General features: G+C 39.7%; 17 protein-coding genes and 1 pseudogene. 11 read left to right on the top strand and 7 right to left on the bottom strand.

Features of this window, described 5'->3' with window-relative positions:
- The first annotated feature begins 236 nt into the window (after nucleotides 1-236).
- Nucleotides 237-1,871: an amidohydrolase gene (locus tag ACIQXP_RS15785; protein WP_387505881.1), complete on the top strand. Its 1,635-nt coding sequence runs from the start codon at nucleotides 237-239 to the stop codon at nucleotides 1,869-1,871.
- A gap of 10 nt (nucleotides 1,872-1,881) precedes the next feature.
- Entirely contained in the window at nucleotides 1,882-3,675 is a 1,794-nt protein-coding gene (locus ACIQXP_RS15780; protein ID WP_387505882.1) for a serine hydrolase domain-containing protein, read from the top strand.
- A 174-nt stretch (nucleotides 3,676-3,849) separates the two neighbouring features.
- Here ACIQXP_RS15780 and ACIQXP_RS15775 read toward each other — a convergent pair whose 3' ends face one another.
- On the bottom strand, nucleotides 3,850-4,812 hold the full coding sequence (locus ACIQXP_RS15775; protein WP_293744774.1) for an isopenicillin N synthase family dioxygenase: 963 nt from the start codon (nucleotides 4,810-4,812) through the stop codon (nucleotides 3,850-3,852).
- Nucleotides 4,813-5,035: 223 nt separating this feature from the next.
- On the opposite strand from ACIQXP_RS15775, the gene msrA reads away from it, so the two are divergent.
- The 3 genes from msrA to ACIQXP_RS15760 all read left to right on the top strand — a co-directional run bounded on the left by msrA (nucleotide 5,036) and on the right by ACIQXP_RS15760 (nucleotide 7,845).
- The gene (gene msrA / locus ACIQXP_RS15770; RefSeq protein ID WP_387505883.1) at nucleotides 5,036-5,635 is read left to right on the top strand and encodes a peptide-methionine (S)-S-oxide reductase MsrA; all 600 of its coding nucleotides are present in this window, start codon (nucleotides 5,036-5,038) and stop codon (nucleotides 5,633-5,635) included.
- Nucleotides 5,636-5,748: 113 nt separating this feature from the next.
- Nucleotides 5,749-6,105, top strand: a complete 357-nt coding sequence (locus tag ACIQXP_RS15765; RefSeq protein WP_293744772.1) for a VOC family protein — start codon at nucleotides 5,749-5,751, stop codon at nucleotides 6,103-6,105.
- Between the two features lie 222 nt (nucleotides 6,106-6,327).
- Nucleotides 6,328-7,845, top strand: a complete 1,518-nt coding sequence (locus ACIQXP_RS15760) for a malate:quinone oxidoreductase (protein WP_387505884.1) — start codon at nucleotides 6,328-6,330, stop codon at nucleotides 7,843-7,845.
- A 417-nt stretch (nucleotides 7,846-8,262) separates the two neighbouring features.
- Here ACIQXP_RS15760 and ytxJ read toward each other — a convergent pair whose 3' ends face one another.
- The 3 genes from ytxJ to ribH all read right to left on the bottom strand — a co-directional run bounded on the left by ytxJ (nucleotide 8,263) and on the right by ribH (nucleotide 9,411).
- On the bottom strand, nucleotides 8,263-8,595 hold the full coding sequence (ytxJ, locus tag ACIQXP_RS15755) for a bacillithiol system redox-active protein YtxJ (protein ID WP_293744770.1): 333 nt from the start codon (nucleotides 8,593-8,595) through the stop codon (nucleotides 8,263-8,265).
- 88 nt (nucleotides 8,596-8,683) lie between these two features.
- The gene (locus ACIQXP_RS15750; protein ID WP_262503181.1) at nucleotides 8,684-8,806 is read right to left on the bottom strand and encodes a hypothetical protein; all 123 of its coding nucleotides are present in this window, start codon (nucleotides 8,804-8,806) and stop codon (nucleotides 8,684-8,686) included.
- 113 nt (nucleotides 8,807-8,919) lie between these two features.
- Entirely contained in the window at nucleotides 8,920-9,411 is a 492-nt protein-coding gene (gene ribH / locus ACIQXP_RS15745) for a 6,7-dimethyl-8-ribityllumazine synthase (RefSeq protein WP_387505885.1), read from the bottom strand.
- 165 nt (nucleotides 9,412-9,576) lie between these two features.
- On the opposite strand from ribH, the gene ACIQXP_RS15740 reads away from it, so the two are divergent.
- Nucleotides 9,577-15,942 carry an alpha-2-macroglobulin family protein gene (locus tag ACIQXP_RS15740; RefSeq protein ID WP_387505886.1) on the top strand — a complete coding sequence of 2,122 codons (6,366 nt, stop codon included), beginning with the start codon at nucleotides 9,577-9,579 and terminating at the stop codon, nucleotides 15,940-15,942.
- A gap of 351 nt (nucleotides 15,943-16,293) precedes the next feature.
- Here ACIQXP_RS15740 and ACIQXP_RS15735 read toward each other — a convergent pair whose 3' ends face one another.
- Nucleotides 16,294-16,968 carry a LytR/AlgR family response regulator transcription factor gene (locus tag ACIQXP_RS15735; RefSeq protein ID WP_387505887.1) on the bottom strand — a complete coding sequence of 225 codons (675 nt, stop codon included), beginning with the start codon at nucleotides 16,966-16,968 and terminating at the stop codon, nucleotides 16,294-16,296.
- A gap of 196 nt (nucleotides 16,969-17,164) precedes the next feature.
- On the bottom strand, nucleotides 17,165-18,703 hold the full coding sequence (locus ACIQXP_RS15730; RefSeq protein WP_387505888.1) for a sensor histidine kinase: 1,539 nt from the start codon (nucleotides 18,701-18,703) through the stop codon (nucleotides 17,165-17,167).
- Between the two features lie 279 nt (nucleotides 18,704-18,982).
- Here ACIQXP_RS15730 and ACIQXP_RS15725 point away from each other — a divergent pair, with 279 nt between their 5' ends.
- From ACIQXP_RS15725 to ACIQXP_RS15715, 3 genes are all read left to right on the top strand, one after another.
- The gene (locus ACIQXP_RS15725) at nucleotides 18,983-19,330 is read left to right on the top strand and encodes a Spx/MgsR family RNA polymerase-binding regulatory protein (RefSeq protein WP_387505889.1); all 348 of its coding nucleotides are present in this window, start codon (nucleotides 18,983-18,985) and stop codon (nucleotides 19,328-19,330) included.
- A gap of 68 nt (nucleotides 19,331-19,398) precedes the next feature.
- On the top strand, nucleotides 19,399-20,139 hold the full coding sequence (locus ACIQXP_RS15720) for a carboxypeptidase-like regulatory domain-containing protein (RefSeq protein ID WP_387505890.1): 741 nt from the start codon (nucleotides 19,399-19,401) through the stop codon (nucleotides 20,137-20,139).
- A 94-nt stretch (nucleotides 20,140-20,233) separates the two neighbouring features.
- A complete protein-coding gene (locus ACIQXP_RS15715; protein WP_387505891.1) occupies nucleotides 20,234-22,219 on the top strand; it encodes a M1 family metallopeptidase in 1,986 nt (661 codons plus the stop codon).
- 196 nt (nucleotides 22,220-22,415) lie between these two features.
- Here the strand turns inward: ACIQXP_RS15715 and ACIQXP_RS15710 are convergent.
- A pseudogene (locus ACIQXP_RS15710) lies at nucleotides 22,416-23,941 on the bottom strand (IS1182 family transposase).
- A 130-nt stretch (nucleotides 23,942-24,071) separates the two neighbouring features.
- On the opposite strand from ACIQXP_RS15710, the gene ACIQXP_RS15705 reads away from it, so the two are divergent.
- Nucleotides 24,072-24,479: a RidA family protein gene (locus tag ACIQXP_RS15705; protein ID WP_387505892.1), complete on the top strand. Its 408-nt coding sequence runs from the start codon at nucleotides 24,072-24,074 to the stop codon at nucleotides 24,477-24,479.
- A gap of 848 nt (nucleotides 24,480-25,327) precedes the next feature.
- Nucleotides 25,328-25,939, top strand: a complete 612-nt coding sequence (locus tag ACIQXP_RS15700) for a class I SAM-dependent methyltransferase (protein WP_293744761.1) — start codon at nucleotides 25,328-25,330, stop codon at nucleotides 25,937-25,939.
- Nucleotides 25,940-25,952 lie beyond the last annotated feature (13 nt).

Genomic DNA, 25,952 nt, shown 5'->3' with positions numbered 1-25,952 from the left:
TCAGGTTTATTTTACATGGGCCTGCCGTTCTGAACTGGTGGAGAATTTCTGCTGGTTTACCGATGTTTAATCAACTCAAGCTATATTCCGTGCTTTCGGTGTTTCCGTGGCAAAATATGAGTTTGGTGTAGGTCCTAGCGAGACGATAAGACCAGGATTGATGCACGATTGAGTCGTCGTTTCTGTAAAACCGAATTTACAAATCCAAATGCTTTCATTTTTCTATCTTTAGCGGAATGAAAGCCATCTTATACAGTCTTTTTCTGGCATTGTTGTTTACCTCCTGCGCCAAAAAGGAAGCGGTTGATGTCATTGTTTACAATGCAAGGGTTTATACCGTTAACAGTAAGTTTGATACGGTTGAAGCGTTTGCCGTAAAAAATGGAAAGATACTCGCACTGGGTAGAAGTGATGAGATAAAAGATCAATATGCAGCAAAAGAAGAAATCAATGCGAAAGGCAAAGCCATTTATCCCGGTTTTATAGATGCACATGCCCATTTTTATGGCTATGGACAAAGTTTGCAAACCGCTGATCTGCGGGAAACCAAATCCTGGGATGAAGTGCTTACCCGTTTAACTGATTTTGCCAGAACGCATCCCGATGGCTGGTTAATCGGCAATGGCTGGGACCAAAACGATTGGGACAATAAAGCTTTCCCTACAAATGAAAAGTTGACCGCTCTTTTTCCAGATCGACCAGTATTTTTAAACCGGATTGATGGACACGCCGCCATTGCAAACCAAAAAGCCCTGGATGAAGCTGGGATTAAAGGTGTGCAAAAATTGGTAGGCGGCGATATGCTTACCCAAAACGGAAAACTCACTGGCGTGTTGATTGATAATGCTGTAGCGCTAGTAGAGCGTAAAATCCCATCGCCAGATGCTAAACTGGCCGAAAAGATATTTATGGATGCGCAGCAGAACTGTTTCGCTGCTGGTTTAACCACCATTGATGATTGTGGATTAAGTTATCTGACGGTTGAGTTTATCGAGAAACTGCAGCAATCGAATAAACTGAAAATGAGGCTCTATGTAATGCTTTCAGATGAGCCTGATAATTATAAATATTTATTTAACCGTGGACCAATTAAAACCGACCGGTTAAATGTTCGTGCTTTTAAGGTGTATGCCGATGGCGCTTTAGGTTCGCGTGGTGCCTGTCTGCTGCATCCTTATCACGATATGCCAGATAAAACCGGTTTTTTGTTAAGCGATCAGAAACATTTTGAAGAAGTGGCCGCAGAAATAGCTGCCAATCATTTCCAGATGTGTACCCATGCCATTGGAGATTCGGCCAACCGTGTAATCCTCAATATTTACAATAAAATTTTAAAGTGTAAAAACGATCAGCGCTGGCGGATTGAACATGCTCAGGTAATTAATGCTAAAGATTTTGACCTGTTCGGAAACGCCAGTATAATTCCTTCCGTGCAACCTACGCATGCCACTTCCGATATGTATTGGGCTAAACAGCGTTTAGGCGGCGAAAGGTTAAAAAAAGCATATGCCTACAAACAATTGCTAAAACAAAACGGTTGGATTCCATTAGGTACAGATTTTCCTGTAGAAAACATTAATCCATTATTAACGTTTTATGCAGCAACGGTGAGAGCAGATGCAAAAGGTTTTCCTAAAGGAGGTTTTCAGTTAGAAAATGCCCTGACACCTGAAGAGGCCCTACGCGGAATGACGATATGGGCAGCAAAGGCCAATTTTGAAGAACATGAAAAAGGTAGCCTTGAGAAAGGCAAATTAGCCGATTTTGTTATGCTCGATCACGATATTTTGAAATCAACGCCACAAAATATATTAAAAACCAAAATTTTAAAAACCTATCTGAACGGAGAAAAAGTATATGAAGCGAAATAGATTGTGTATTATGGCTGTAGCATTTTGTTGCAATATTTTATGTTTAATGGCCTGCGCACAGGATCATACAGCGAATGAAAAAAAATTGGCTATCGCGAATGCAATTGCTAACGCAACGGTTTTGTTAAACAATCAGGATGGAATTATTCCTTTAAAATCATTAGCAAAAAAAAATATCGCTTCGGTTAGCCTTGGCTTTGCCTATAGCAAAGTTTTTGATAGTCTGGCTAATAAATATGATAAGGTAACCTCGTTTTCTACTAATTCTTATAAAGATAGCCTGAATTTGAATGATCTGGAAGATGACCTTAAATATTTCAATACCATTTTAGTTGCGATTGATGATCAGCAGGTAACTAAGGCCCCATACATTAACTTCATTAACAGTATTAGTAAAAATAAACAGGTAATTGTTTCATTTTTTGGTAATGGACCCGGTTTAAAATCATTCGATCTGTTAAAATCGCCGATTATATGGACCAGTCAAAATAATGCTGATGCTGCGGCTATTGTACCGCAGTATATTTTTGGAGGTATGGCTGCTTCAAATAAGTTAACCACTGCTTATTCTGCCCGTTATACGATGGGGTCTGGTTTTACGACAACAGCTACGCGATTAAAATATACTGTTCCGGAAGATGCTGGTTTAAATGCTAACAACTTAAAAGAAATTGATGCTATTGCTTCCGAAGCTATAGCACAAAAAGCTACTCCAGGGTTAGTGGTTTTGGTGGCGAAGGATGGTAAAGTAATTTTTAATAAGGCTTATGGTAATTATACCTATGATAGCAATGTGCCAGATAAGGTAACCGATATTTTCGATCTTGCATCTGTAACGAAAATAACGGCAACTACACCAGCGGTAATGCGCTTGTTTGAAGAAGGGAAACTGAAACTGGATACTAATATCGGGGCGTACATTCCTAAAGCACGTACTACGCCTATGAATAATATTCAGGTACGCGAGGTGATGTTGCACCAGGCAGGTTTTATCCCTTACATTCCTTTTCATGATTACGTTAAAACTGGCGATTATAGCAGAGATTCATCCGCAGCCTATCCAACCAAAGTAGCCGATAATTATTATATCAAAAAAGGCTTTTTTAAAGATTTTATGTGGCCTAAGATGCTTAATTCGCCCATCAAAACGCGGGGTAAATATGTTTACAGCGATATCAGCATGTATGTAATGAAAGATATTGTAGAGCATATTAGCGAGGAGCCTTTAAATCAATATACTTACGAAAACTTTTATAAGCCACTAGGGATGCAAACGGCAGGTTTTCTGCCGCGCAACCGTTTTAAACCAGAGCAGATCATTCCAACCGAAGATGATAAGTATTTTAGAAAAACCTTACTTGTAGGTTATGTGCACGATCAGGGCGCGGCCTTAGCAGGTGGAGTTTCAGGTCATGCCGGTTTATTTGCCAGTGCCAACGATCTGGCCATTATTTACCAGATGTTGTTAAACCGTGGTACCTATGGAGGAGAAACTTATTTCAAAAATTCGACGGTAGATCTTTTTACCTCCAAACAATCAAATGTGAGCCGCAGGGGTTTGGGTTTCGATCGTTGGGACCCGGATAGCACCAAACATTACCCTTCTGATCTGGCCTCTCCACAAACATATGGCCATACCGGATACACCGGAACCTGCGTTTGGGTAGATCCATCACGGGGTTTGGTTTATGTGTTTTTATCTAACCGTGTAAATCCAACCGTTACCGATAAACTTTCCAATTTAAAAATCAGGGGTAGAATTCAGGATGTAATCAATAAAGCCATTGATGAATCGAAAAAATAAAGCTTGGTTGCCAGTACTCAGAGTTGTCAACTTTAACAACCAGTTTGCTGTGAAGTTGATAACTCTTTAACTTAAATAATTAACATAACCAAAAAAGCATCGGTTTTAGCCGATGCTTTTGTTTTATTTATAAAATTCACCAGAGACTCAAAACTGAGTACTTACGACTCCAGACTATTTCTTCAATCCAATTTCCCTCAAACGTTCATCCAGATATTCGCCGGCTGTCATATCGCTATAGGCTTTAGGGTGTTCCGCATCAATGGTTGATGGTAAACTGGTTAAATCCATATCGCTGCGCGGGTGTAAAAAGAATGGAACAGAGTAACGTGAAGTTTTCATTAGCTCACGCGGCGGGTTTACTACCCTGTGCGTTGTCGATTTTAATTTATTATTGGTTAAACGTTGTAGCATATCGCCCACATTTACCACAATATCGGTATGGTGTGCTTTAATTGGCAACCATTCGTTGCTTCTTGTTAACACCTCAAGGCCATCGGCACTGGCACCAATTAATAAGGTGATCAGGTTGATATCTTCATGTGCGCCTGCGCGTACCGCATCATCCGGAATGGTTTCAGGGTTTTCGATCGGGAAGTAATGGATACCTCTCAAAATAGAATTTCCATTATGGACATGTTTATCGAAATAATTGACCGGCAACTCTAAATAAGTGGCAATGGCACGCAATAAATGCGTTCCGTTTTCTTCCAGTTTTTTATAGATTTCTCCCGTTACCTTATTAAAGTCAGGTAATTCCTCTAAAATTTCATTATCAGGATATTCATTTTTAACCGGATCGCCGTCAGTTACTTCTTGCCCAATCTGCCAGAATTCTTTTAAATCAGGTGTCTTTGCACCCTTAGCCGTCTCTTTACCCGCGCTGGTATAGCCGCGCTGGCCTGCCAATTCTGGTTTTTCATATTTCCTTTTGATTTCAACGGGCAACGAAAATGCCGCTTTGATGTTTTCGTAAAGTTTATCAATCAATTCCTGACTTAAACCATGGTTGGTTATGGTAACGAAACCAGAATCGTTAAAAGCCCTGCCCAATTCATCAGAAAACTTTTTACGATCTTCTTCAGAACCGTTGATGTAGGAACCTAAATCTAAACAGGGAATATACGGTGTAGACATAATCTTATATTTATAATGTTATACGAATTTAAAAAAGAATTGTTAATAAGTGTGTTTTAGTAATAAAATAGTGCCTTAAATATTTGTTATTGAATGTATTAAGTTGTTAACATTAACAGCAGAATCAACAATTTGTTGCGATTGTCATACAAAATCCATTATTGATTTAATACAAACTACACCGTTTTATTTTGCGTATAATTAGATATAAATAAAAACACACATGAGAAAATTATTTTTGATCCTACTTGCCATACTGTCGTTAAACCAGGCAAATGCACAAGGAAAAAAGACGGAAAAGGCAACGTTTGGTATGGGCTGTTTTTGGTGTACCGAAGCGATATTTCAAAGATTAAAAGGTGTAATCTCTGTAAAATCAGGTTATGAAGGCGGTGCGCTGAGCAACCCAACTTACGAAGAGGTTTGTACAGGGGCTACCGGGCATGCCGAGGTTTTGGAGATTACCTATAACCCAATGGTGATATCTTACGATGAGCTATTGGAAGTTTTTTGGAAAAGCCACGATCCGACTACACTAAATCGCCAGGGCGCAGATAGCGGTACACAATACCGATCGGTAATTTTTTATCATTCAGCAGAGCAAAAAGCATTGGCAGAAAAGTACAAGGCCGAATTAAACAAAACCAATGCTTATGGCAAGAAAGTAGTGACGGCAATAGAGGCCGCAAAGCCTTTTTATGTCGCTGAAAATTATCACCAGAATTATTTTAACAAAAACGGGAGTGAGCCGTATTGCAGGTTGGTCATCCTTCCAAAAATACAGAAACTGGAAAAAGTATTTAAAGCGAAGCTTAAAAACTAATTCGGAAATATAGTTCCACTCAATATTGAATTTATGTCTCATTGAGCCTGTCGAAACGATTTAGATAGTTTTTTCGACAGGCTCATGGTGAATCCTATTTAACCTTTTTCCTGATGGTAAAAAGAATTGTACTTAATATTGATACGCCTGAAATTTTAGCTGCGGCCAGTTTCTATAAAAACATTTTGGGACTTGATCTAATCATGGACCATGGCTGGATTGCAACTTACGGTGCGATAGGTGAAAAGATGGATGTACAGATCAGTTTCGCTTCTGAAGGCGGATCAGGTACACCAACACCAGATTTATCTGTTGAGGTAGACAATGTTGATGATGTATTTGAAAAGGTGAAAGCGGCCGGGCTTTCTGTAGAATACGGACCGGTTAACGAACCATGGGGTGTAAGGCGTTTTTACACCAGAGATCCATTTGGTAAGTTGGTTAATATTCTAAGCCATGTTACCGTTTGATTATCGCTGTGATTAGCGCTTTTGATAGCCAGCTTTTTGTAAACTTCAACTTGCATTTTTTGTTTTTAATTGATCAAACTGTTTTTTGGATTAAAATTTGATTATTAATTGGTAAAAAACTAGAAATATTTCTAATTTTTGAGCAATTTTTTAAGATTTAATCTCTCCAAAATTCGTGGTATGTTTAAAATCATTCTAAATTTGTAACTCCTTTAAGCTAAGATGACAAAAAAGAAAAAGACAGTTGGCAAAACTGACGCTGATGTAATTTTGATAGGGGCTGGCATCATGAGTGCAACCCTAGGTGTTTTATTAAAACAATTAGAGCCGAATTTAAGCATAGAAATTTACGAACGTTTAGATATTGCGGCAGCAGAAAGTTCTGATGCCTGGAATAATGCTGGTACAGGACATTCGGCTTTTTGCGAATTAAACTACACGCCCGAAAAGAAAGATGGTTCTATCGAAATAAAAAAAGCGGTTCAAATTGCAGAGCATTTTGAGGTTTCCAAGCAATTTTGGTCATATTTGGTGAGCAGGGGACTGGTATCTGATCCCTGCAATTTTATCCGCAATATTCCACACATGAGTTTTGTTTGGGGTAAAAAGAATGTCGAATATCTTAAAAAGCGCTATGATGCCTTAACTCAATGCGATCTGTTTAGCGACATGCAATATACAGAAGATGCTGAGCTTGTAAAAAGCTGGGCACCATTGATTATGGATGGTCGTAAAAAAGGTGAGAAAATTGCGGCTACTAAAATGGATTTGGGTACTGATGTCAACTTCGGTACATTAACCCGCGATATGTTTAACCACTTAAAGGAAGAAAGCAACGTTAACCTGTATTTCAATCACGAAATCCGAGACTTAAAGAAGAATAAGGATGGGAACTGGATTGTAAAGGTTAAAGATCTGGAAAGTGGCGACAAACGCAAACGGGTAGCCAAATTTGTATTTATCGGTGCCGGTGGCGGGTCATTGCCATTGTTGGAAAAATCTGATATCCCGGAAGGAAAAGGATTTGGCGGTTTCCCTGTTAGCGGACAATGGTTAAAATGCACCAACGAAGAAATTATCAAAAAACACCACGCCAAAGTTTACGGTAAGGCTGCGGTTGGCGCTCCTCCCATGTCGGTACCGCACCTGGATACGAGAATGATTAATGGCAGGCAGGCATTGTTATTTGGGCCATATGCAGGTTTCTCGACTAAATTTCTCAAAAACGGATCGTTTTTAGACTTACCAAAATCAATAAAATTTAATAATATCCGACCAATGATTTCGGCCGGTTTACATAACCTTGATTTAACAAAATATTTAATCGAACAGGTTAGGCAGTCGCCAGAAGATAGATTGGAAGCATTAAAAGAGTATCTACCAACGGCTGAGCTAAAAGATTGGGAATTGGAATATGCTGGTCAGCGTGTTCAGGTGATAAAAAAGGATGAGAAAAAAGGTGGAATTTTAGAGTTTGGTACAGAGGTGGTTAGTGCTGCCGATGGTTCTATCGCGGCCTTGTTGGGTGCGTCTCCCGGAGCATCAACAGCGGTTTCTATTATGCTCGACTTGTTAAATCGTTGTTTTGCCGATGATTTGGCTACTGATGAATGGCAGGCAAAAATCAAAGAGATGATTCCTACTTATGGAAAACCACTTGCCCAGGATCCGGAATTGTGCAGAGAAACCAGAACAAGAACATCAAGGGTGTTGAAAATAGAAAACACGGTAGTAGCTTAAGCTATAATAAATCAAAATATTATTTAGGTCTCGGTATAAATCGGGACCTTTTTTTTGAAAGTACCCTAGGTTTGTGAGCATATATCTGTTCGTAGAGTTAAGCGTAGCGTCTCTACGGATTTACAAATGGAATTGAGTTTACAAACTCAATAATAGGCGTAGCTGAGATTCTCTTTTCGTTATACATCCATATCGTTTCAGAACACGCCGGAGACCTGGGAGAGTTACGTGCGTCGCGTACGGACTTGTTATGGGTAACCTAAAAAGAAGTAGCTTTTTCGTTCCGTAGGAACGTTTGGTGAAAGGATAATAAGTCTTCGATAACCTGTCAGACGCTGAATGTCGCTTTTTTAAAGAAAAACCACAAAAAAAAGGTATCCAATTGCTTGAATACCCTTTGTCTGAATTTTTTTATCGTTATGCCGCGATCACTTCTGCAACTTCATCAGCAGAAATATCGCTATGCGATGCTTCTAATACACAATCACCGTTTTTTATCAATAAAATCTGAGGTGATTGATGTGCTACCTGAAATACTTCTGCAATCTGGTTAGAAATATCACGATAGCTGATTAAATCTAAAAAATAAAGTTTTGTTTCCGACGGAATAACATCCCAGTCAAATTCGAAATTCTTTTTAGCCATTAAACTAATTGAACAACGTGTGCTGTGTTTAAAAATAAGACTAAAACCGCTTGCATTCTTGATCTCGTCAAGCTGCTCCATTGAAGTTAAGTTAACCCAATTCATGATATTTATGATATAATTTACAGAATAACAATTGCAGCTTAATAAAGTTCTGCAAATGACCTGAATATGAAGATTAGAAATAGTTGGGTTAGTTTCTTCTGCGTCTTCCTTCAGGATAAGATCCATAGGCCGGGCAAAGTTTAGAAGAACAAGATTCTAAAATGGTAATGGTGCAGAACACCGCCAATAATAAGATGGCTACTTTTTTCATCTGTTTAATTTTGTTTCAATGGTAATGAAGCGATCAAGCACTGGTTCTGATGGCATCATCTGATCTGATAAATTTTAAACGCCTAAGTTACAAATAATTATTAAAAGACAAGTTTAAATTTGTGCAGAAAAATCAGCCATTTTAATAGCGGTAATTGCAGCTTCATCACCTTTGTTACCATGTTTGCCGCCTGCACGGTCTTGAGCCTGCTCCAGGTTGTTAGTTGTTAAAACGCCAAAAATAACCGGTTTACTATATTTAATACCAACATTTGTTATTCCTTGTGCTACAGCATCGCAAATAAAATCGAAATGTTTCGTGTCTCCCTGAATGACGCAACCCAGGCAGATTACGGCATCTATATCGCTTCTTTTGCTCAATAAAATTTCTGCGCCGCCTGTTAATTCAAAACTACCCGGTACGGGTAAAGAAATTATATTTTCTTCGGCAACGCCATTTGCCAGGAGGGTTTTCAATGCGCCGTTGTATAATGCACCCGTAATTTCGGCATTCCACTCGGCTACGATAATTCCGAATTTATAATTTTCACCACTAGGAACCGTAGTGTGAGAGAAATCAGATAGATTTTTTAATTGTGTTGACATCAAGCAAAGATAATGTTATGCATTGAATGTTAAAAACCTTAATGTTTGTGGCTTGTAACATTTGGTTCATCAACACTTAGATTCTTATAAAAATCATATAAAATCTAAATTGCGTATGGAATTTAGGCCTTCATTCCATCAATATTGAAAACGCAATCCATACTTATGAAAATATTATTACGTATCTCCACATTATTTCTTTTTATTCTTTTGTTTTCCTTTAATGTTTCTGCACAGCATAAATTTACGCTGATCGATTTTTACAGGGTAGATTCCATTGCAACCCAGGCTAAACCTAAAGATGCGCTTGCATTGATTGACAAGATATATAAGCAGGCAAGCCAAACTGACAATATGCCTTTGCTTATTAAATCAGTTATTTATCGGATGATGTTTCAAAGTTACCTGGAAGAAAACGCCTTTGATAAAATTTTGATGGATTTGCGTAAAGATATTGGCAATGCCAAACAGCCTGCTAAAAGCATTTTACAGTCACTTTTAGCAGAAACCTATTGGAACTATCTTAAACAAAACCGTTGGCAGATTAATGAGCGTACGCGGGTACAGGGCGATATTGGAGAGGATATTAAAACCTGGGACATCAAAAAACTGAATGATGAAACCGTAAAATATTACCTTTTATCTTTAAAAGAAAGCCAGATTTTACAACAGATAAAAGTAGATACTTTAGATGCCGTTTTGGCTGGCGATAAAACATACAGAAGCTTCAGGCCTACAGTATATGATCTGCTGGCCCACCGTGCCATTGATGTTTTCAGCAATACTCAAATAGGCCTCACTCAACATGATGATGAACCAATTGACATGAGTAATGTTGATTGGCTGGGAAGCAGACAGGTATTCTTGGCTGCTGAAATACCTATCGATAGTACCTCTTTTAAAACGCAGGCTTTGCAGCTGTTTAAAAACCTGATCTTATTTCATCAGAAAAGTAATAATTTTTCAGCACTGGCAGATGTGGATTTAAAACGGTTAAAATTTGTATACCAGCATTTTGTTGGCGACGGTCAGGAATTATATAATAATGCCTTAAGCCATTTGGCTGAGCAAAGTATTACAAGCGAGGTCTTTGCTGATATTTTGTTTGAGCAGGCCATTTTACATAAAAATGCACAGTTACCCGTTGATACCAATAAGCAAAACCTGGTTACAGCAGTTGCTTTGGCCGAAAAATCGGTAAATACCTTTCCAAAGAGCATTGGAGCGGAGAACGCCAGAAATTTAATTGAAGATATTAAAAGCAGTAGTTTATCGGTTCAGGTAAAAGAATTTATACAGCCCTATCGGCCAAGCCAATTATATTTATCATATAAAAACACTGATAGTGTACAGCTGAGGCTATACCATTCGCCCGAATTTAAAAATGAATATGAACAGTTTAACAATAAGGCCGGTTTCTTAGCTTTTTTGAAAAATAATAAAGCTTTGAGGCAATGGATAATAGCTGTTCCCAGGACCAACGACTATCAAACCCACAGTTTAGTAGATAAAATGGAGGGATTGCCTTTTGGCAGTTATACTTTAATTGCACAAACCATTAACCGCAACCAGAACGATACCATTTATAGCAACATCAATTTCAAGGTTACGGCTATGGCAGTGATTAATAGGCGTGATATCGAAAAACACGAATTTTTTGTCAGTCAGCTGAACAATGGTACACCTTTAAAAAACGTAAAGATTCAGCAACGGAGATATGATTATAATACCCGGAAGTTTATTGATGGCGCTTTAATTACAACCAATGATAAAGGTTATGCCAGTACATATGAAACCGACAGAAATATGGCTTACGCGGTAGTTACGCTCGGAAAAGATGAATTGAAATTATACATCAACAACCATAACGGCTACCGGGATGATGAAGATGATGAACGGGTGATTCTCTTCACCGATAGACCAATTTACCGCCCCGGGCAAACCGTTTATTATAAAGGATTGTGTTTAAAAATCCTGAATGGACAAAATAAAATCCAAATAAATAAAGATGTTGATGTTTCTTTTAATGATGCCAATGGAAAAGAGATTACCACGACGAAACTGGTGAGTAATGATTATGGCACATTCCAGGGCTCTTTTACCATCCCAACGGGCATATTAAACGGAAGCATGGAAATTGAAACCGATTATGGCCGCACTACTGTACAGGTTGAAGAATATAAGCGTCCTACTTTTGAAGTAGTTTTTGATAAACCCAACAAACATTATAAATTGAACGATAGCATCAGAGTTGAGGGTAAAGCCAGTTCATTTTCGGGCTATTCGGTAAGCAACGCGAAGGTGGCTTATAAAGTTTTTAGAAACCTGATGTATGATTACAGGCTCAGTTATGGACAGCCGAGTACAGTTTATGGTTCGGGGATAAATGTTGCAAGAAAACAGGTAGCCATTGGTAAAACAAATACGAAAACGGACGGTAAATTTGAGATTACCTTTTTTGCAAATGCTACGGATACCAGTAAAAATTATGTCTACGAAATCGTAGCTGATATAACCGATTTAAATGGGGAAACCCGTTCAAAGACGATCAACCTAACTGTAGGAAAGAAAGACATTATGCTTAACATCAGTACAGCACAAGTGTTGTATTTGAGCAACAAAGCAGATAGCCTCTCTTTTTCTATTACCAATTTAAATCATCAAGCCATTAAAGCTGATGTGAAAGCAGAATGGTGCTTACTCAAGGCACCATCCAGGTTGATGAACAAAAGCCCTTTTTATGCCGAAAACTATGTCATGGGCAAGGAAAATTTTATTAAAAACTTCCCTGATGATGATTATAATAATGAACTTGAAGTAACCAAATGGCCGGTAAAATCAGTAGAATTTACACAATACCTGAGTGCCAAAAATGGAACCGGAAATTTGAGTTTTAGCCAGAAAGACCTGAAGCCAGGTTATTATAAAATAAGTTTAACGGCAGTAAACGGACAAAATGATACGGTTAAACTAGATAGATATCTCGTCGTTTATCATGATATGCCAGCTGTAATACAATCAAACATTGAATGGGTTACACCGGAGGTTACGGTGATCAAACCCAATGAAAGTGCCATATTCCGTTTGGCAGGTTTAACAGAAAACAGCAAGGCTTATTACGAAGTTTATTATCGCGATAGCATAGCCGAAAAAGTGTGGATTAATTTGTCGCCAAAACAGACCATTGTTAAAATACAACCAAAAGTTAATGCTGAAGATGGTTTTGCCGTACAGTTTACGATGGTACATCAGGGGACCCTCTATAACTCCATGCAGCTGGTTCAAATTGTTGATCCAAAAAAAGAACTGAACGTTCGTTTTTTGACCTTTCGAAATAAATTACAGCCAGGCGAAAAGGAAAGCTGGAAACTGCAGATCAGTAATAACAAGGGAGAAAAACAAATGGCCGAAATGGTAGCCACACTTTACGATGCAAGTTTAGACGACCTTAAGCAAATGGACTGGAACACGAATCTGCAAACCGGCTTTAATTATGGTTTTTATAACTGGAATTTCAATGTAAACAATGTGTCTAACCCAGGCTACCTATGGTTTTTAAGGCAGGAAAAAAATTATAGCTTAATTACCCGGGGCTATGAAAATCTTAACCTGTTTGGGTATAACTATTATGGCGGATACAATTATGGCTACCGGAACTACATCAGTAATTTACAAAGGGCTAAACGAAAAGGCTTGTCTCCGGAAGCGGTAAAAAAGCTGGCGGAATTGGAAAACGGTAAATTAATTTATGGGGTGGTGTTCGATAGTCAGGGTGAAATACTGCCTGGCGTGCAGGTTAGTATAGGTAAAAAAGTAACCACAACCAATGTTTTTGGTATTTATACGATCGATGCCAAAGCTGGGGAGGCACTGAACTTCTCTTTTATCGGCTTTAAGCGTTACGCTATAAAAATAGGCAATAAAAAACGGATTGATGTAAATTTGAAGGAGGATGGACAGGCTTTGAATGAGGTAGTGGTTGTGGGTTATGCGGCGCAAAAAAAGCAGAACATGACGGCAGCAGCCGTTCAGATTCGGGGAGTGTCAACCTTACAGGGGAAGGTAGCTGGACTAAGTCTTGAACCACCTACTGTTGAAAGATTAAAGAGTGCGGTTTCAGGAGAAGCATTTAATGATAAACTTAAGAATCCAACATTACGTCAAGAGGTAGAGGCGCTAAAATATCAAAACTCAAATGTAACAGCCCGAACCAACTTCAACGAACTTGCATTTTTTTATCCTCAGTTGTTAACGGATGCCAAAGGTGAAATCAAGATTGAATTTACCATACCGCAAAGTTTAACCCGCTATAAAATGATGGGTTTCGCACACACCAAAGATTTAAAAACAGCCACCATTGCCAATGAGCTGGTTACGCAAAAACAATTGGCCATAACTATAAACGCACCACGCTTTTTTAGGGAAGGTGATACCATTTTATTAAGTGCCAAACTGAATAACTTAGCCGGTAAAAAACTTGCTGGCAATGCCAGTTTAGCGCTTACAGATGCTTTGACAGGAAAACAGATCCAAATTTTTGAAGCAAATGAACAATCTGATAAAACTTTTGAAGTAGATAATGAGGGTAATATCGTTTTAAAGTGGACCTTAATTATCCCATCGGGCATTAATGCCATTACCTGTAAAGTTTTGGCCCAAAGTGGCAAGTTCAGCGATGGTGAAGAAAATACCATTCCGGTTTTGGGGAATGCCATGCTGGTTACTGAAAGTATGCCCATAAATGTTCGCGGCAATACCACCAAAACATTTGATTTTGAAAAACTCGAAAAATCGGGCAGTTCTAAAACCATGCGTAACCAAGGCCTAACTTTTGAGTTTACTTCAAACCCGGTTTGGTATGCGGTGCAGTCCCTACCTTACCTGATGGAATATCCTTACGAATGTGCCGAGCAAAATTTTAGCCGCTTTTATGCCAATAGTTTCGCAACGGGCATCATCAATTCGACGCCAAAAATTAAAACGGTTTTTGAGCAATGGAAAAACACCAATAATGGCGAAGCGTTGTTATCCAACCTGGAGAAAAACCAGGAATTGAAATCAGTTTTATTAGAAGAAACACCCTGGGTACGCAATGCGGATAACGAAACGGAACGTAAGAAGCGTTTGGCAGTGCTTTTCGATTTAAATAGAATGACTCACGAACTGAAAAACAATTTCGATAAGCTCGAAAAAATGCAGTTCAGCAATGGGGCTTTCCCATGGTTTAGTGGCATGCGAGAAGATAGATATATTACACAGCATATTGTTTTGGGCATGGGGCAATTAAAAAAACTGAAAATGGTTGATGAAAAGGCTTATCCAAAATTTAATGCCATGCTTAACAAAGCCATTATTTATTTGGATGCGGCACTTGTTAAGGATTATAAAGAGGAACTGAAGGGAAAACAATTTGCCTACCTGCCGCTGCACTACCTGTTTGCCAGAAGTTATACCGGTCAGAAAAATACCGGTACCGATTTTTTAAAGGCCAAAGGTTTTTACCTCAAAAAACTGGCATCCAACTGGAAAACTTTCGATACCTATCAATTGGCGCAAGCAGCATTGGTGCTCAACAGAAACGGCCATAGTATAGAAGCAAAAAAAATCATTACGCTGTTAAGGCAAACCGCACAACAAAATGATGAAATGGGGATGTACTGGGCTACTAATAAAGCAGGTTGGTGGTGGTACCAAAGTCCGGTTGAAACGCAGGCTTTATTGATTGAAGCTTTCGATGAAGTTGCCAACGATACAAAGGCTGTAGAGGAAATGAAGATTTGGCTGCTCAAAAACAAACAAACCAACGATTGGAAAACGACTAAAGCTACTGCTGCAGCCTGTTATGCGCTGTTAATGAGAGGTACCGATTTATTGACTGAAAATAATGAACCAGAAATTACCATTGGTGGCCGGAAATTAGCAGCGCTGCAACAGGCTAATGCCACAAAGGAGGCCGGAACCGGTTATCAGAAAATAACCATTGCAGGTGCGGATGTTCAACCGGAAATGGGCCGTGTTACAGTTAAAAACAATAACCAGACCATCGCCTGGGGTGCATTATACTGGCAATATTTTGAGCAACTGGATAAAATCACATCTGCCAGCACAGGTATTAAAATCAAAAAACAATTGTTCATTCAAAAAGCCAGTGCCAAAGGCGATATCCTGACGCCGTTAGCTACCACAAATGTTTTAATACCTGGCGATTTATTAAAGGTGCGCATAGAAATTTATTGTGATCGCGATATGGAATACATCCATCTGAAAGATATGCGTTCTTCGGGCTTTGAACCTGTTAATGTAATTTCCAGCTATAAATATCAGGACGGTCTGGGTTATTATGAAAGTACAAAAGATGCATCAACCAATTTCTTTATCAGTTACATGCCAAAAGGGACCTACGTGTTCGAATATCCGTTAAGGGTTACCCACGCCGGCAATTTTTCGAATGGGGTTACCAGTTTACAAAGCATGTATGCGCCAGACTTTACTACCCATTCGGCCGGGATCAGGGTAAGTGTAAAGCCTTAAGTCGTTGATTTTCATGTTGAAATCAATCGTCTTAGGTGAGTTTTCGCTAAGCCTGGGTTCGGTGTTACGGCGATGAACCAAAATGACTGCATTATACCTTTAATGGAATATTACTTGTCGAACTGAAGTTATGGCTTGGATGCATTAAGCTAACCTGGATGGTTAAATTTATTGGGAAAGCAGGGTTCGGCGCACTTAGGTGATGAAAGTCCTGCTATCCGCTCCAAAGCCTTGGCTCGTGCCTCACCTGCTGGTTTTCCGCTGCTATCAGGTTTATTTTACGGGAATTCTACATTTAATATCGCCGGTCAATACCTATCAGTTTTGAGAACCTGCGAAGTTTAAATTGTATTAGGTGAGTTGTATTCCGCCATAAGTGGCCCCAATAGGAACAATTTTTTCTCCAATCCAAATTTGGCTGCGGTCGAATTTAGATATTTTATTTTTGGCTACAATAAAAGCCCGGTGGCAGCGGATAAAGTCTGTTTTTGGTAATAAATCAGCAAGGTCGTTAATGGTAATGCGTGAGCTGAGTAGCTTGCTTTTAAGCTGTATCTGGGTGTAATTACCCGAAGCTTCGATGTAAAGAATTTCATCAAGAGCCACTTTTACCTGCTCATAACCATCTTTTAAAAAGATGTGACTGGCTTTTATTGCTTGTTTTCCGCTTCGCAGGTTGAGCAGTTCGAGTGCTTTATTACAGGCTTTTAAAAATCGCGAAAGCGAAAAGGGTTTGAGCAGGTAATCAATCGCATCAAGTTCAAAACTTTGTACTGCATGTTCGGTATAGGCCGTAGTAAAAACAACCATGGGCGGTTTGCTCAGGCTTTTTAAAAAATCGATTCCGCTGATGTCCGGCATTTTAATGTCGAGAAAAATCAGGTCAACTTTGTTGTGTTGAAGATAGGTGATGGCCGCAAAGGCATCTGTAAAGGTTTCCTGCAAAGTAATAAACGGAACTTTCGAGGCATGCGATTTTATAATGTCTAATGCAATCGGTTCATCATCTATAGCAATGGCAGTCATTTTTAGGTTTGTCTATTTTGTTCTTTACACGTACTCGTCATCTCGACTGAAGTGAAACGAAAAGGAGAGATCTGCTGATATAGATTTCTCGGCTTCGTTGCACTGCGCTCGAAATGACGTCATCTCGGGATCAATAATAAGAATTTTTATAAAAACATTATCTTTTACTGATATTTCTGCTTTTAGTTGAGATAGACTAATCCAGCTGCAAAGTCAAATGCACAAAAAACTCGTTGGCAATCTCGCGGATAATCAGCTCATGTTTTCCATAATAAAGTAACGACAAACGTTGTTTAACATTTTCAAGTCCAATGCCGCTTTTTAGCTTTTCAGGATCATTATCAGCTTTAACATATATGCTGTTGCTTACATCAAAATATAAGGTGCTTTCCTTAGTTTGCAGGGTAATTTTTATGTACGAAGGTTGTTGTAAACTAATTCCATGTTTAAATGCGTTTTCGATAAATGGGATCAATAACATCGGTGTAATCTGAAGGTTGTTCAACTGTTCTTCAATCCGCGCATCAATTTTGATATCTGCGCCACGTGAGATGCGGAGTTTTTGTAAATCGATATAATTGTTCAGGTATTCTACCTCGCGGGTAAGCGAAATTTTATCCTGGGTATTCTCATGCAGCATAAAGCGCATCATATCGCCCAACTTCTGGATCCCTTCGCCGGTTCTTTCTGCATTTTCCTGTAAGGCCGTTCCATATAGGGTATTTAACGCATTGAATAAAAAGTGTGGATTGATCTGCGATTTTAAAAAATTCAGGTTTGCATCCGATTTGCCCAACTCGGTTTTTAGCATCTGTATTTCGCTGAGTTTTTCAAATTTATGTTTGTAAATGTACCAGGCAGATGGCGTGGTTATACATATTAAACATATCGCATTTAAAATTAAGGTAATCGGTATAATTTCGCCATTGCGCATAAAAGGAATAAGGATAATAAGCAGGAGGATCGAGATGAGTATAGTTAAACCTGCATTCCCCCAAAAATACCGGCCAAAACCCTTAAAATTTTTTCGAAGATTCGGGATGATGTAATAGATAGCAAGAAAGGCAAAGAAGATATTTACAGGCGGTACCAGTAGCCAGATAATCAATAATTCGTAATCGATCCTGAACGAAAGTACAGCAGCAAACACCATGAGTAAAATCAACCAGATTTTAGTAACAGTGAAAATTTCTGGAATGATATTGTTATTATAATGGTTTAAAAATGGAATTCTTTTGAGTAGTGTTAATCCACGTTCATTAAAATATGAGTAAGCATTGATGAGCAGGTAAAGGAAAAAGATATAACTGAATGCTTCGCCAAAAAATATACCGTAAGCCTGGTCTATATCGTCATATTCTATCAATCTGTATGCCTGGGTATATGTATTGGCAACCATCCAGGCAACAATAGAAAAAGCAGTAACCGCAACCGTTATAATCAGGTTCATGATGATATTTTGCTTCCTTGCCAGTTGAGGCATTGACACAAAATTGAACAGCAGAAAACTGAAGTAGAGCATGCTGACTTTAAATAGCTCAGGAATGAAATAATTTTGAAGAACATTATAACTTACACCATTATCTGAGTAATAGTATGAGCGGCCAGGTCCGTAATTGATCTTTGTACAAATACTGATCAGGGAGAGGATATATAACGTTGTAGAAATCCAAAACTCCAGTTGGTTGATGTTTTTGGATTTGATAGCAGCTGGACGACCCGAAATAATTTCCATTGAATTTTAAATTTATAGTACAATTTTACAAAGAGAATTTATACCGATAAGTAAAATGTGATGGAAGGCACTAAAAATGTGACGAATGAATAGGATTTCGGAATAGAGTTGTCAACTTTCTAGTGGGCGAGTTAGATAGTTCACAACTCTCGAATCTCCACTTTGCACCGGATAGCAAAATCCAACACCATGGATAAACAATTTTGTTATCTTTGAAACGGATAGCTGGATTCGTATCTCCATCATCCATATAACATTTTCCATCTTACATTATCCAATATGACCGTTTACGGAATTCCAAATTGCAATACAGTTAAAAAGGCACTCGATTGGTTAAAAACACATCAGGTTGATTATGAATTTCATGATTTTAAGAAAAAAGGCATTACCGCTGAAAAACTGAACGAGTGGTGTAACATTTTCGGCTGGGAAACGGTATTGAACCGTAAGGGTTTAACCTGGAAAAAACTAACTAAAGAAGAGCAGGGCAAAATTGATAACCAGGATTTAGCAGTTGCTTATCTAAAAGAAAACACAAGTGCAATAAAACGTCCGGTTATTGAACAAAATAACAAGACTGTATTAATTGGATTTGATGAGAATAATTATTTAAAAACACTAGGCTAGTTCAGTTGTTCTAATGTTAAAGATTGTTAAATGCAGCTTTTAATGGTTCAACTAAGTTACTTTTGAGTATGTACAAACTGATCATTTTGCTATTGCTGGCTTTGCCCATAGGTGTTTTTGCCCAAAACATAACTACGGGTACAGTTTTCGATTTTTCGAAAAAAAACCTATCCCTTCCTGGTGTTAGCATCAGAAACCTGAACAGTAAAAAATCAACCAGTACCAATAAAGATGGAAAGTATACCATTAGTGCCAATATTGGCGACCTTTTAGAGTTTTCTGCTGTGGGGTATCATACCGATACGTTGTACTTAACCAATCTTTTAAACAGAACCATATACCTACCCGTTAAAACAAATAATTTAAAAGATGTAGATATTAAAGCGGTTAGGATGAATAGTCAGATTACAGATGCTAAAGATCCGTTGGCCGAAAAATATACGCTTTTGAGTACGGGTGGAAACCTTAACCGTAAGCGCATGACCGATAAAGTTGGTGGTTTGAGCTTGAATCTGGGTTATGGTAAATATAAAAGACAACAGCGTAAGGAGGCGGATTTAGAAGAAAAGGAAATGTATCAGGATGAAATTGATGAAAATTTTACCCCGAGGGCCATTACTGAATTGACAAAGCTGGAAGGCGAAGAGCTTAAAAACTTTATGATCATTTACCGGCCTTCAATTGAGGCTGTTAAGGGCGAACGACCATTCCGTTATGCTTTTTACATCTCACGTGCCTTTGCAGCGTGGAACAAATTAACACCTCAGGAAAGAAAGTTGCAGGATCTGCCAAAGTTAAAAGCGAATTAATATAAAAACATACTATTAGTAACATTATAACCACATATAAATGGATATGTGGTTATTTTTTATATTTACCGCATATTACAACCTTATTATGATCATGAAATTGACTAAACTGATTAATTTTGGTTTGGTTTGTTGTGTTTTTGCTTTTTCAGCATCTGCTCAACAGGCCACAACCCCTGCGCCAGCAACGAACTATAATCCTGCTGAAGCCTTTGGACCACTTTTTTATACACAAAACGGGAATGAGTTCCGTTCTGCCAGCGGTGCCCCGGGGCCTAAGTACTGGCAAAATCGTGTGGATTATAACATTACTGCCAATCTGGATGAAAACAAAAACATGGTTAACGGAACAGTTACCATTACCTATAAAAATAACAGTCCAGATAAATTGCCCTATCTATGGTTACAATTAGATCAAAATACATTTAAAGAGACATCTCGCGGTTATGCGGTTACTCCGTCGCGTAGCCGTTATGGTGCACAGGGTGAAAAGTTTGATGGGGGATATAAAATCCAAAACATCAGTGTAGCTCAAAAAGCAGGTGCCGTAAAATTCACTTCTACAGTTGAAGATACCCGGATGCAGATCCGTTTAGATCAGCCTCTGGCTCCAAACGGAGATTTAATAACCATCAAAATGGATTATTCTTATATCGTGCCTAAAGAAGGATCGGATAGAACCGGACATTTAACGACCAAAAACGGTGAGATTTTTGCCATTGCCCAGTGGTTTCCACGCATGTGTGTGTATGATGATGTAATAGGCTGGAATACTTTACCTTATTGGGGCGGTGGGGAGTTTTATTGCGAATATGGTGATATTAACTTTGCCATTACTGCGCCGGCTAGCCATATCGTAATGGGCTCAGGCGAGTTGTTAAACCCTGCAGAAGTTTTTACACCGGAGCAATTAAAAAGATGGAACGCAGCTAAATTGAGCGATGCTACTGTGCACATTCGTAGCGAGGCGGAAGTAACTGATCCAAAATCGCGCCCGGCCAAAGATAAATTAACCTGGAAGTTTAAAATTGTTAATGCGCGCGATGCGGCCTGGGCTTCATCAAAAGCATTCGTATTGGATGCTGCAAGGTATAAACTGCCAAGCGGTAAAACGGGGTTGGCCGTTTCTGCACAACCGGTAGAAAGCAACGGTGTTGATTCTTATGGCCGTGGTGTAGAATATGTAAAATCGACCATTGAGCATTATTCATCAAAATGGTTCGAATATCCATATCCAATGGCGGTTAACGTAGCTACAAATATTGGCGGTATGGAATATCCAGGTATTGTTTTCTGTGGTTGGAAAGCAAAAAAAGCTAGTGCCTGGGGGGTAATCGATCATGAATTTGGTCATACCTGGTTCCCGATGATTGTAGGTTCTAATGAGCGTAAATATGGTTGGATGGACGAAGGGTTTAACACTTTTATTAATGGCATTTCTAAGAAAAACTTTAATAATGGCGAATATGCAGGTCCTCCTGCTGATTTTCACAAGATCGGTAAAAGTGTGATCGGTAATCCGATTTACGAAAATATTATGCAGATGCCTGATGGTATGGCTGAAAGAAACATAGGCGTTAACCTATACAGCAAGCCGGGGTGGGGCCTCGATATTTTAAGAAATCAGATTTTAGGTGAAGACCGTTTTGATTATGCTTTCCGCCAATACATCAAAAACTGGGCATTCAAACATCCAACACCATTTGATTTCTTCCGTTCGATGGAGAATGGGGCAGGAGAAGATTTAGCCTGGTTCTGGAGAAGCTGGTGGTTAAATAGCTGGAAAATGGATCAGGGTATTGCTGGTGTTGAAGCTGTTAAACAGGGCGATAAACTGGAAGGATACAACATCAGAATTGTAAACCTGGAGAAAATGCCAATGCCGATCATCCTTCAGATCAAAACCAAAAGCGGAAAAACGGAGACCGTAAAAGTTCCGGTTGACGTTTGGATGAAAAATACCAGTTGGTTGGTTCGTTTCCCATCAACCGAAGAAATTGAATCGGTTACTTTGGATCCGGATAAAGTGTTGCCAGATTCAAATCCGGATAATGACACGTGGACTGCTGCGGGCAACTAAGCTGATGTTATCAGGTTAAGCGCTGCGGTTGTTACTTTAACTGTTTTACAAGAGGCCGTCTCATAAGTAAATTATGAGGCGGTTTTTTTATTTCAATCATTTTGGTTAACCTATCAGTAGAGGTGTACTGTGTCAGCCTGCTTTGATTCTTTTTGATGTTCCCATGGCGTGTTGCGAGGTAAAAAGCCCCTTTTCCTCAGGCTTTCCACTTTCTGAGGTTATGGGCGATGGACAATAAGCCTATTTCGACCTCGGTTTTGGAGAGTCCTTTCAGCAGAAAGCGCCTGAAGCCATGATTGTGCTTCAGTTGGGCAAACACCGGCTCTACATCAGCGGGCCGTCGTTTCTGATATTTGATTCCTTGTTCGGTATTTAATCTTTCCTTTGCTGCCTGCTTGTGTTTTCTCAGACCATGATTGATTTCAACGATCCTGTTGCCTGCTGCTTTATGACATACACCCCGCATCGGGCAACCCTTACAGTTCAGCGCCTGGTAACGGCTGATCAGCTGTACAAAACCCGATGAGGTGAACCGCTGACCCTCACCGATATGTTTCATTCGCTGCCCCACTGGACACACCAGGTAGTTCTCCGCCTGGTTATAATGCAGGCTATCGTTACTGAACGCCTTGAGGCCAGCTTTTTGTTCCTTGTCGAATGTATTGTATTTGATATAGGCTTCGATACCTTTTTCTTCCAGTATGCCATAGTTCTCATCCGAACCATAACCTGCATCAGCTACTACGGCTTTTGGCTTTTCGTTATAAAGGGACTCATAACCATCAAGGTGTGATTGCAGGGTTTGGTAATCTGTTGAGGTCTGGTGAAGTGAATAGTTGAGTATGAACTGCTGCTGGGTACTGATCTGCAGGTTGTAGGCTGCTTTGAGCTGTCCGTTCAGCATATGGTCTTCCTTCATCCGCATGAATGTGGCATCTGGGTCAGTCCTGGACATGCTGTTGCGGCCTGCCAACAACTTTTCCTGCTCCTCATACTTCTTTAGGTTCTCCGGCCAGTGCTTGTTTGCGTAGTTCAGCTTTTGCTTTACTTTCTTTTCTACCTCTTGTTTATCATCTAAGGCTGCATTGATCCTGGCTATGGTTTCCTTTACTTTCTCCGGATTTACTTCTTCAAAAGTTACAGGGGCTGTATCTTTCAGTTCCTCGGCGGCAATGCTTTGCGCATAACCCCATAGTTCATCAAGCTGGGCCTTCATCTTCTCTTTATTCGCTTTGATGCTTTTGCCCCATACAAAGGTGTACCTGTTTGCCGCTGACTCGATCTTGGTCCCGTCAGTGAACACGGCCTCCTTCAATGATACAATACCTTCCTGCTGTAACAACAGTACGATCTGTGAGAAAATCTGCTGAAGGACACCTGACAATTTCTCGCTGCGAAGCGGTTGATCGTGTTATGATCGGGCTTTTTCATGCCTAATAGCCACATGAAGTGCACGTTCTGTGACGCTTGATCTTCCAGCTTACGGGAGGAATAAGTATTGGTCAGATAACCGTAAACGAGCAACTTCAGCATCAGCCGCGGATGGAAGCTTGATGCTCCGCCACCTTTATACTTGCGGTTGATCGGTTTGACATCTACCTGGTCAACCACCTGCTTAACGATACGTACCGGATGACCTGCCGGTACCAATTCCTCCAGTTTGTACGGTAAGAACGTCAACTGGTCAGGATCATATTCCTTAAAGACTACTTTGCCTCCCATGCCTTTAAGATACCAAAAATCACCATAAATAAAAAGAGGCTGCATCACTTTTGAGACAGCCTCTTTTTATTGCAAAGCACCGACGATTTAATTTCGGATATCAATTAGTTTAGCGATAAAATTATACAATATGAGCACTTCTTTAATAGAAATAAGCAATCCTGAAGGAATTTACGATCCCCGCATGCACGGCTATTCGCATGTTGCTGCGGTTCCGGCCTGGAGTCAGCTGGTGTTTGTTGCCGGTCAGGGAGGGAGCAAAACCGATGGTGTTTTAAGTAGCGATTTTAGAACCCAGGTAGCCATCGTATTTGAAAACATTGCGATTGCTTTAACCAGCAAAGGGTTAAAAATGGAAAATATTGCCAAATTAACCACTTTAGTGGTTGATTACGATGAGGATAAACACCAGATCTTGATTGAAGAATCGAATAAGATCTGGCCTGATCAAAAATTCCCGGTAAATACGCTTATTCCTGTACCAAGATTGGCCCTGGATGGCATGCTGATCGAAATTGATGCTACGGCTATTGGTTAACTTCTAAGCTGGTAAGCGGATGTGGGCTATAATAGCCAAGCACCAGCAGCTGTTCGTTTTCAAAAATGACGCTTAGGCTTAGGAAATGAATGGTCAGATGCTTCTGGCGGTCTTCAGTCCCGCTCCCGCTTCTGCACCCGATGAAACCTGTAAAATAAGCAAGCACACCAATAAAAAACAAAAAACAGTGCTTAAATCGGTCGCATACCGCTCCGATCGCGTTTATATACAGTGGTTAGGTTCTTTTGGCTATATGCCGGGAGCGGGCCATTCATGATAAACCTGACAGTAGCGAACACGTAGTGCAACGGAGTAAAGCGGATGGCAGGGCTGCGAGGGCCAGGAACTACCGCGCGTTCATTTCCAAATTAGGAACATTTATACTTAGGGTAAGGAAATGAATGGTCAGATGCTTTTGGCGGTCTTTAGTCCCGCTCCCGCTTCTGCACCCGATGAAACCTGTAAAACAAGCAAGCACACCAATAAAAAACAAAAAACAGTGCTTAAATCGGTCTCATCCCGCTCCGATCACGTTTATATACAGTGGTTAGGTTCTTTTGGCTATATGCCGGGAGCGGGCCATTCATGATAAACCTGACAGTAGCGAACACGTAGTGCAACGGAGTAAAGCGGATGGCAGGGCTGCGAGGGCCAGGAACTACCGCGCGTTCATTTCCAAATTAAAAACATTAACGCTTAGGGTAAGGAAATGAGCAGTCCCCTTCTTTTAACGGTTTCTGGTTTCCAAAAAAGCAAAATATGATTAATTTGGCCTTGCTGAATCGTTATTAGATTTACCAGATATTTTAAATCTCTAAAATAACATTAATAACAATAGAAATTTAACGGTGGAAAAAGGAGAGTGCAAAAACGTTTATAAGGTTTACAATAAAATAGGGAGTTGGTTTGCCGAAAATCGTGCTGCCGATTTGGTAGAAAAGGCTTACTTAAATGATATCCTCGAACACCTTCCGGCAGGTGCAAAGGTTTTAGACCTGGGTTGCGGTGACGGGAAACCGATATTAGAATATTTTATTAAGCATGGCATAAATGTTTTAGGCGTTGATGCCAGTACGCAAATGATCGAATTGGCTAAGGCCAACTTTCCAACTACAGGTTTTTTGTTAAAGGATATGCGGGAGCTGGATCTGGAGGAGGAATTTGATGCAATTATTGCCTGGCATAGCTTTTTTCATCTTCCGGCTGGTGACCAGCCTAACATGTTTGCCATTTTTAAGCGTCACTTAAAACCCAACGGTATTTTGTTATTCACATCCGGAACAGAGCGGGGAGAGGTATGGAGCATGAACGGGGGCGAAAATCTTTTTCATGCTTCTTTAGCTACTGCGGAATATCAAACACTACTTCTGGAAAATGAATTCAAGGTACTCAGGCATAAAATAAATGATCCTGATTGCGGCGGCGCAAATGTTTGGATGGCGCAGTACAAACCCCGATAATTTTGACTTAACT

The sequence above is a fragment of the Pedobacter suwonensis genome (assembly GCF_044762335.1).
GTDB lineage: Bacteria > Bacteroidota > Bacteroidia > Sphingobacteriales > Sphingobacteriaceae > Pedobacter.
This window is presented reverse-complemented; position numbering and strand designations above follow the sequence as displayed.

Bases quoted from the DNA above. Each gene is read 5' to 3' on its own strand.
- ACIQXP_RS15735 (WP_387505887.1), bottom strand. From the start codon at position 16,968: ATGACTGCCATTGCTATAGATGATGAACCGATTGCATTAGACATTATA.
- ytxJ (WP_293744770.1), bottom strand. From the start codon at position 8,595: ATGAATTGGGTTAACTTAACTTCAATGGAGCAGCTTGACGAGATCAAG.
- ACIQXP_RS15775 (WP_293744774.1), bottom strand. From the start codon at position 4,812: ATGTCTACACCGTATATTCCCTGTTTAGATTTAGGTTCCTACATCAAC.
- ACIQXP_RS15760 (WP_387505884.1), top strand. From the start codon at position 6,328: ATGACAAAAAAGAAAAAGACAGTTGGCAAAACTGACGCTGATGTAATT.
- ACIQXP_RS15750 (WP_262503181.1), bottom strand. From the start codon at position 8,806: ATGAAAAAAGTAGCCATCTTATTATTGGCGGTGTTCTGCACCATTACC.
- ACIQXP_RS15705 (WP_387505892.1), top strand. From the start codon at position 24,072: ATGAGCACTTCTTTAATAGAAATAAGCAATCCTGAAGGAATTTACGAT.
- ACIQXP_RS15715 (WP_387505891.1), top strand. From the start codon at position 20,234: ATGAAATTGACTAAACTGATTAATTTTGGTTTGGTTTGTTGTGTTTTT.
- ACIQXP_RS15780 (WP_387505882.1), top strand. From the start codon at position 1,882: ATGGCTGTAGCATTTTGTTGCAATATTTTATGTTTAATGGCCTGCGCA.
- ACIQXP_RS15785 (WP_387505881.1), top strand. From the start codon at position 237: ATGAAAGCCATCTTATACAGTCTTTTTCTGGCATTGTTGTTTACCTCC.
- ACIQXP_RS15740 (WP_387505886.1), top strand. From the start codon at position 9,577: ATGAAAATATTATTACGTATCTCCACATTATTTCTTTTTATTCTTTTG.
- ACIQXP_RS15720 (WP_387505890.1), top strand. From the start codon at position 19,399: ATGTACAAACTGATCATTTTGCTATTGCTGGCTTTGCCCATAGGTGTT.
- ribH (WP_387505885.1), bottom strand. From the start codon at position 9,411: ATGTCAACACAATTAAAAAATCTATCTGATTTCTCTCACACTACGGTT.
- msrA (WP_387505883.1), top strand. From the start codon at position 5,036: ATGAGAAAATTATTTTTGATCCTACTTGCCATACTGTCGTTAAACCAG.
- ACIQXP_RS15730 (WP_387505888.1), bottom strand. From the start codon at position 18,703: ATGGAAATTATTTCGGGTCGTCCAGCTGCTATCAAATCCAAAAACATC.
- ACIQXP_RS15765 (WP_293744772.1), top strand. From the start codon at position 5,749: ATGGTAAAAAGAATTGTACTTAATATTGATACGCCTGAAATTTTAGCT.
- ACIQXP_RS15725 (WP_387505889.1), top strand. From the start codon at position 18,983: ATGACCGTTTACGGAATTCCAAATTGCAATACAGTTAAAAAGGCACTC.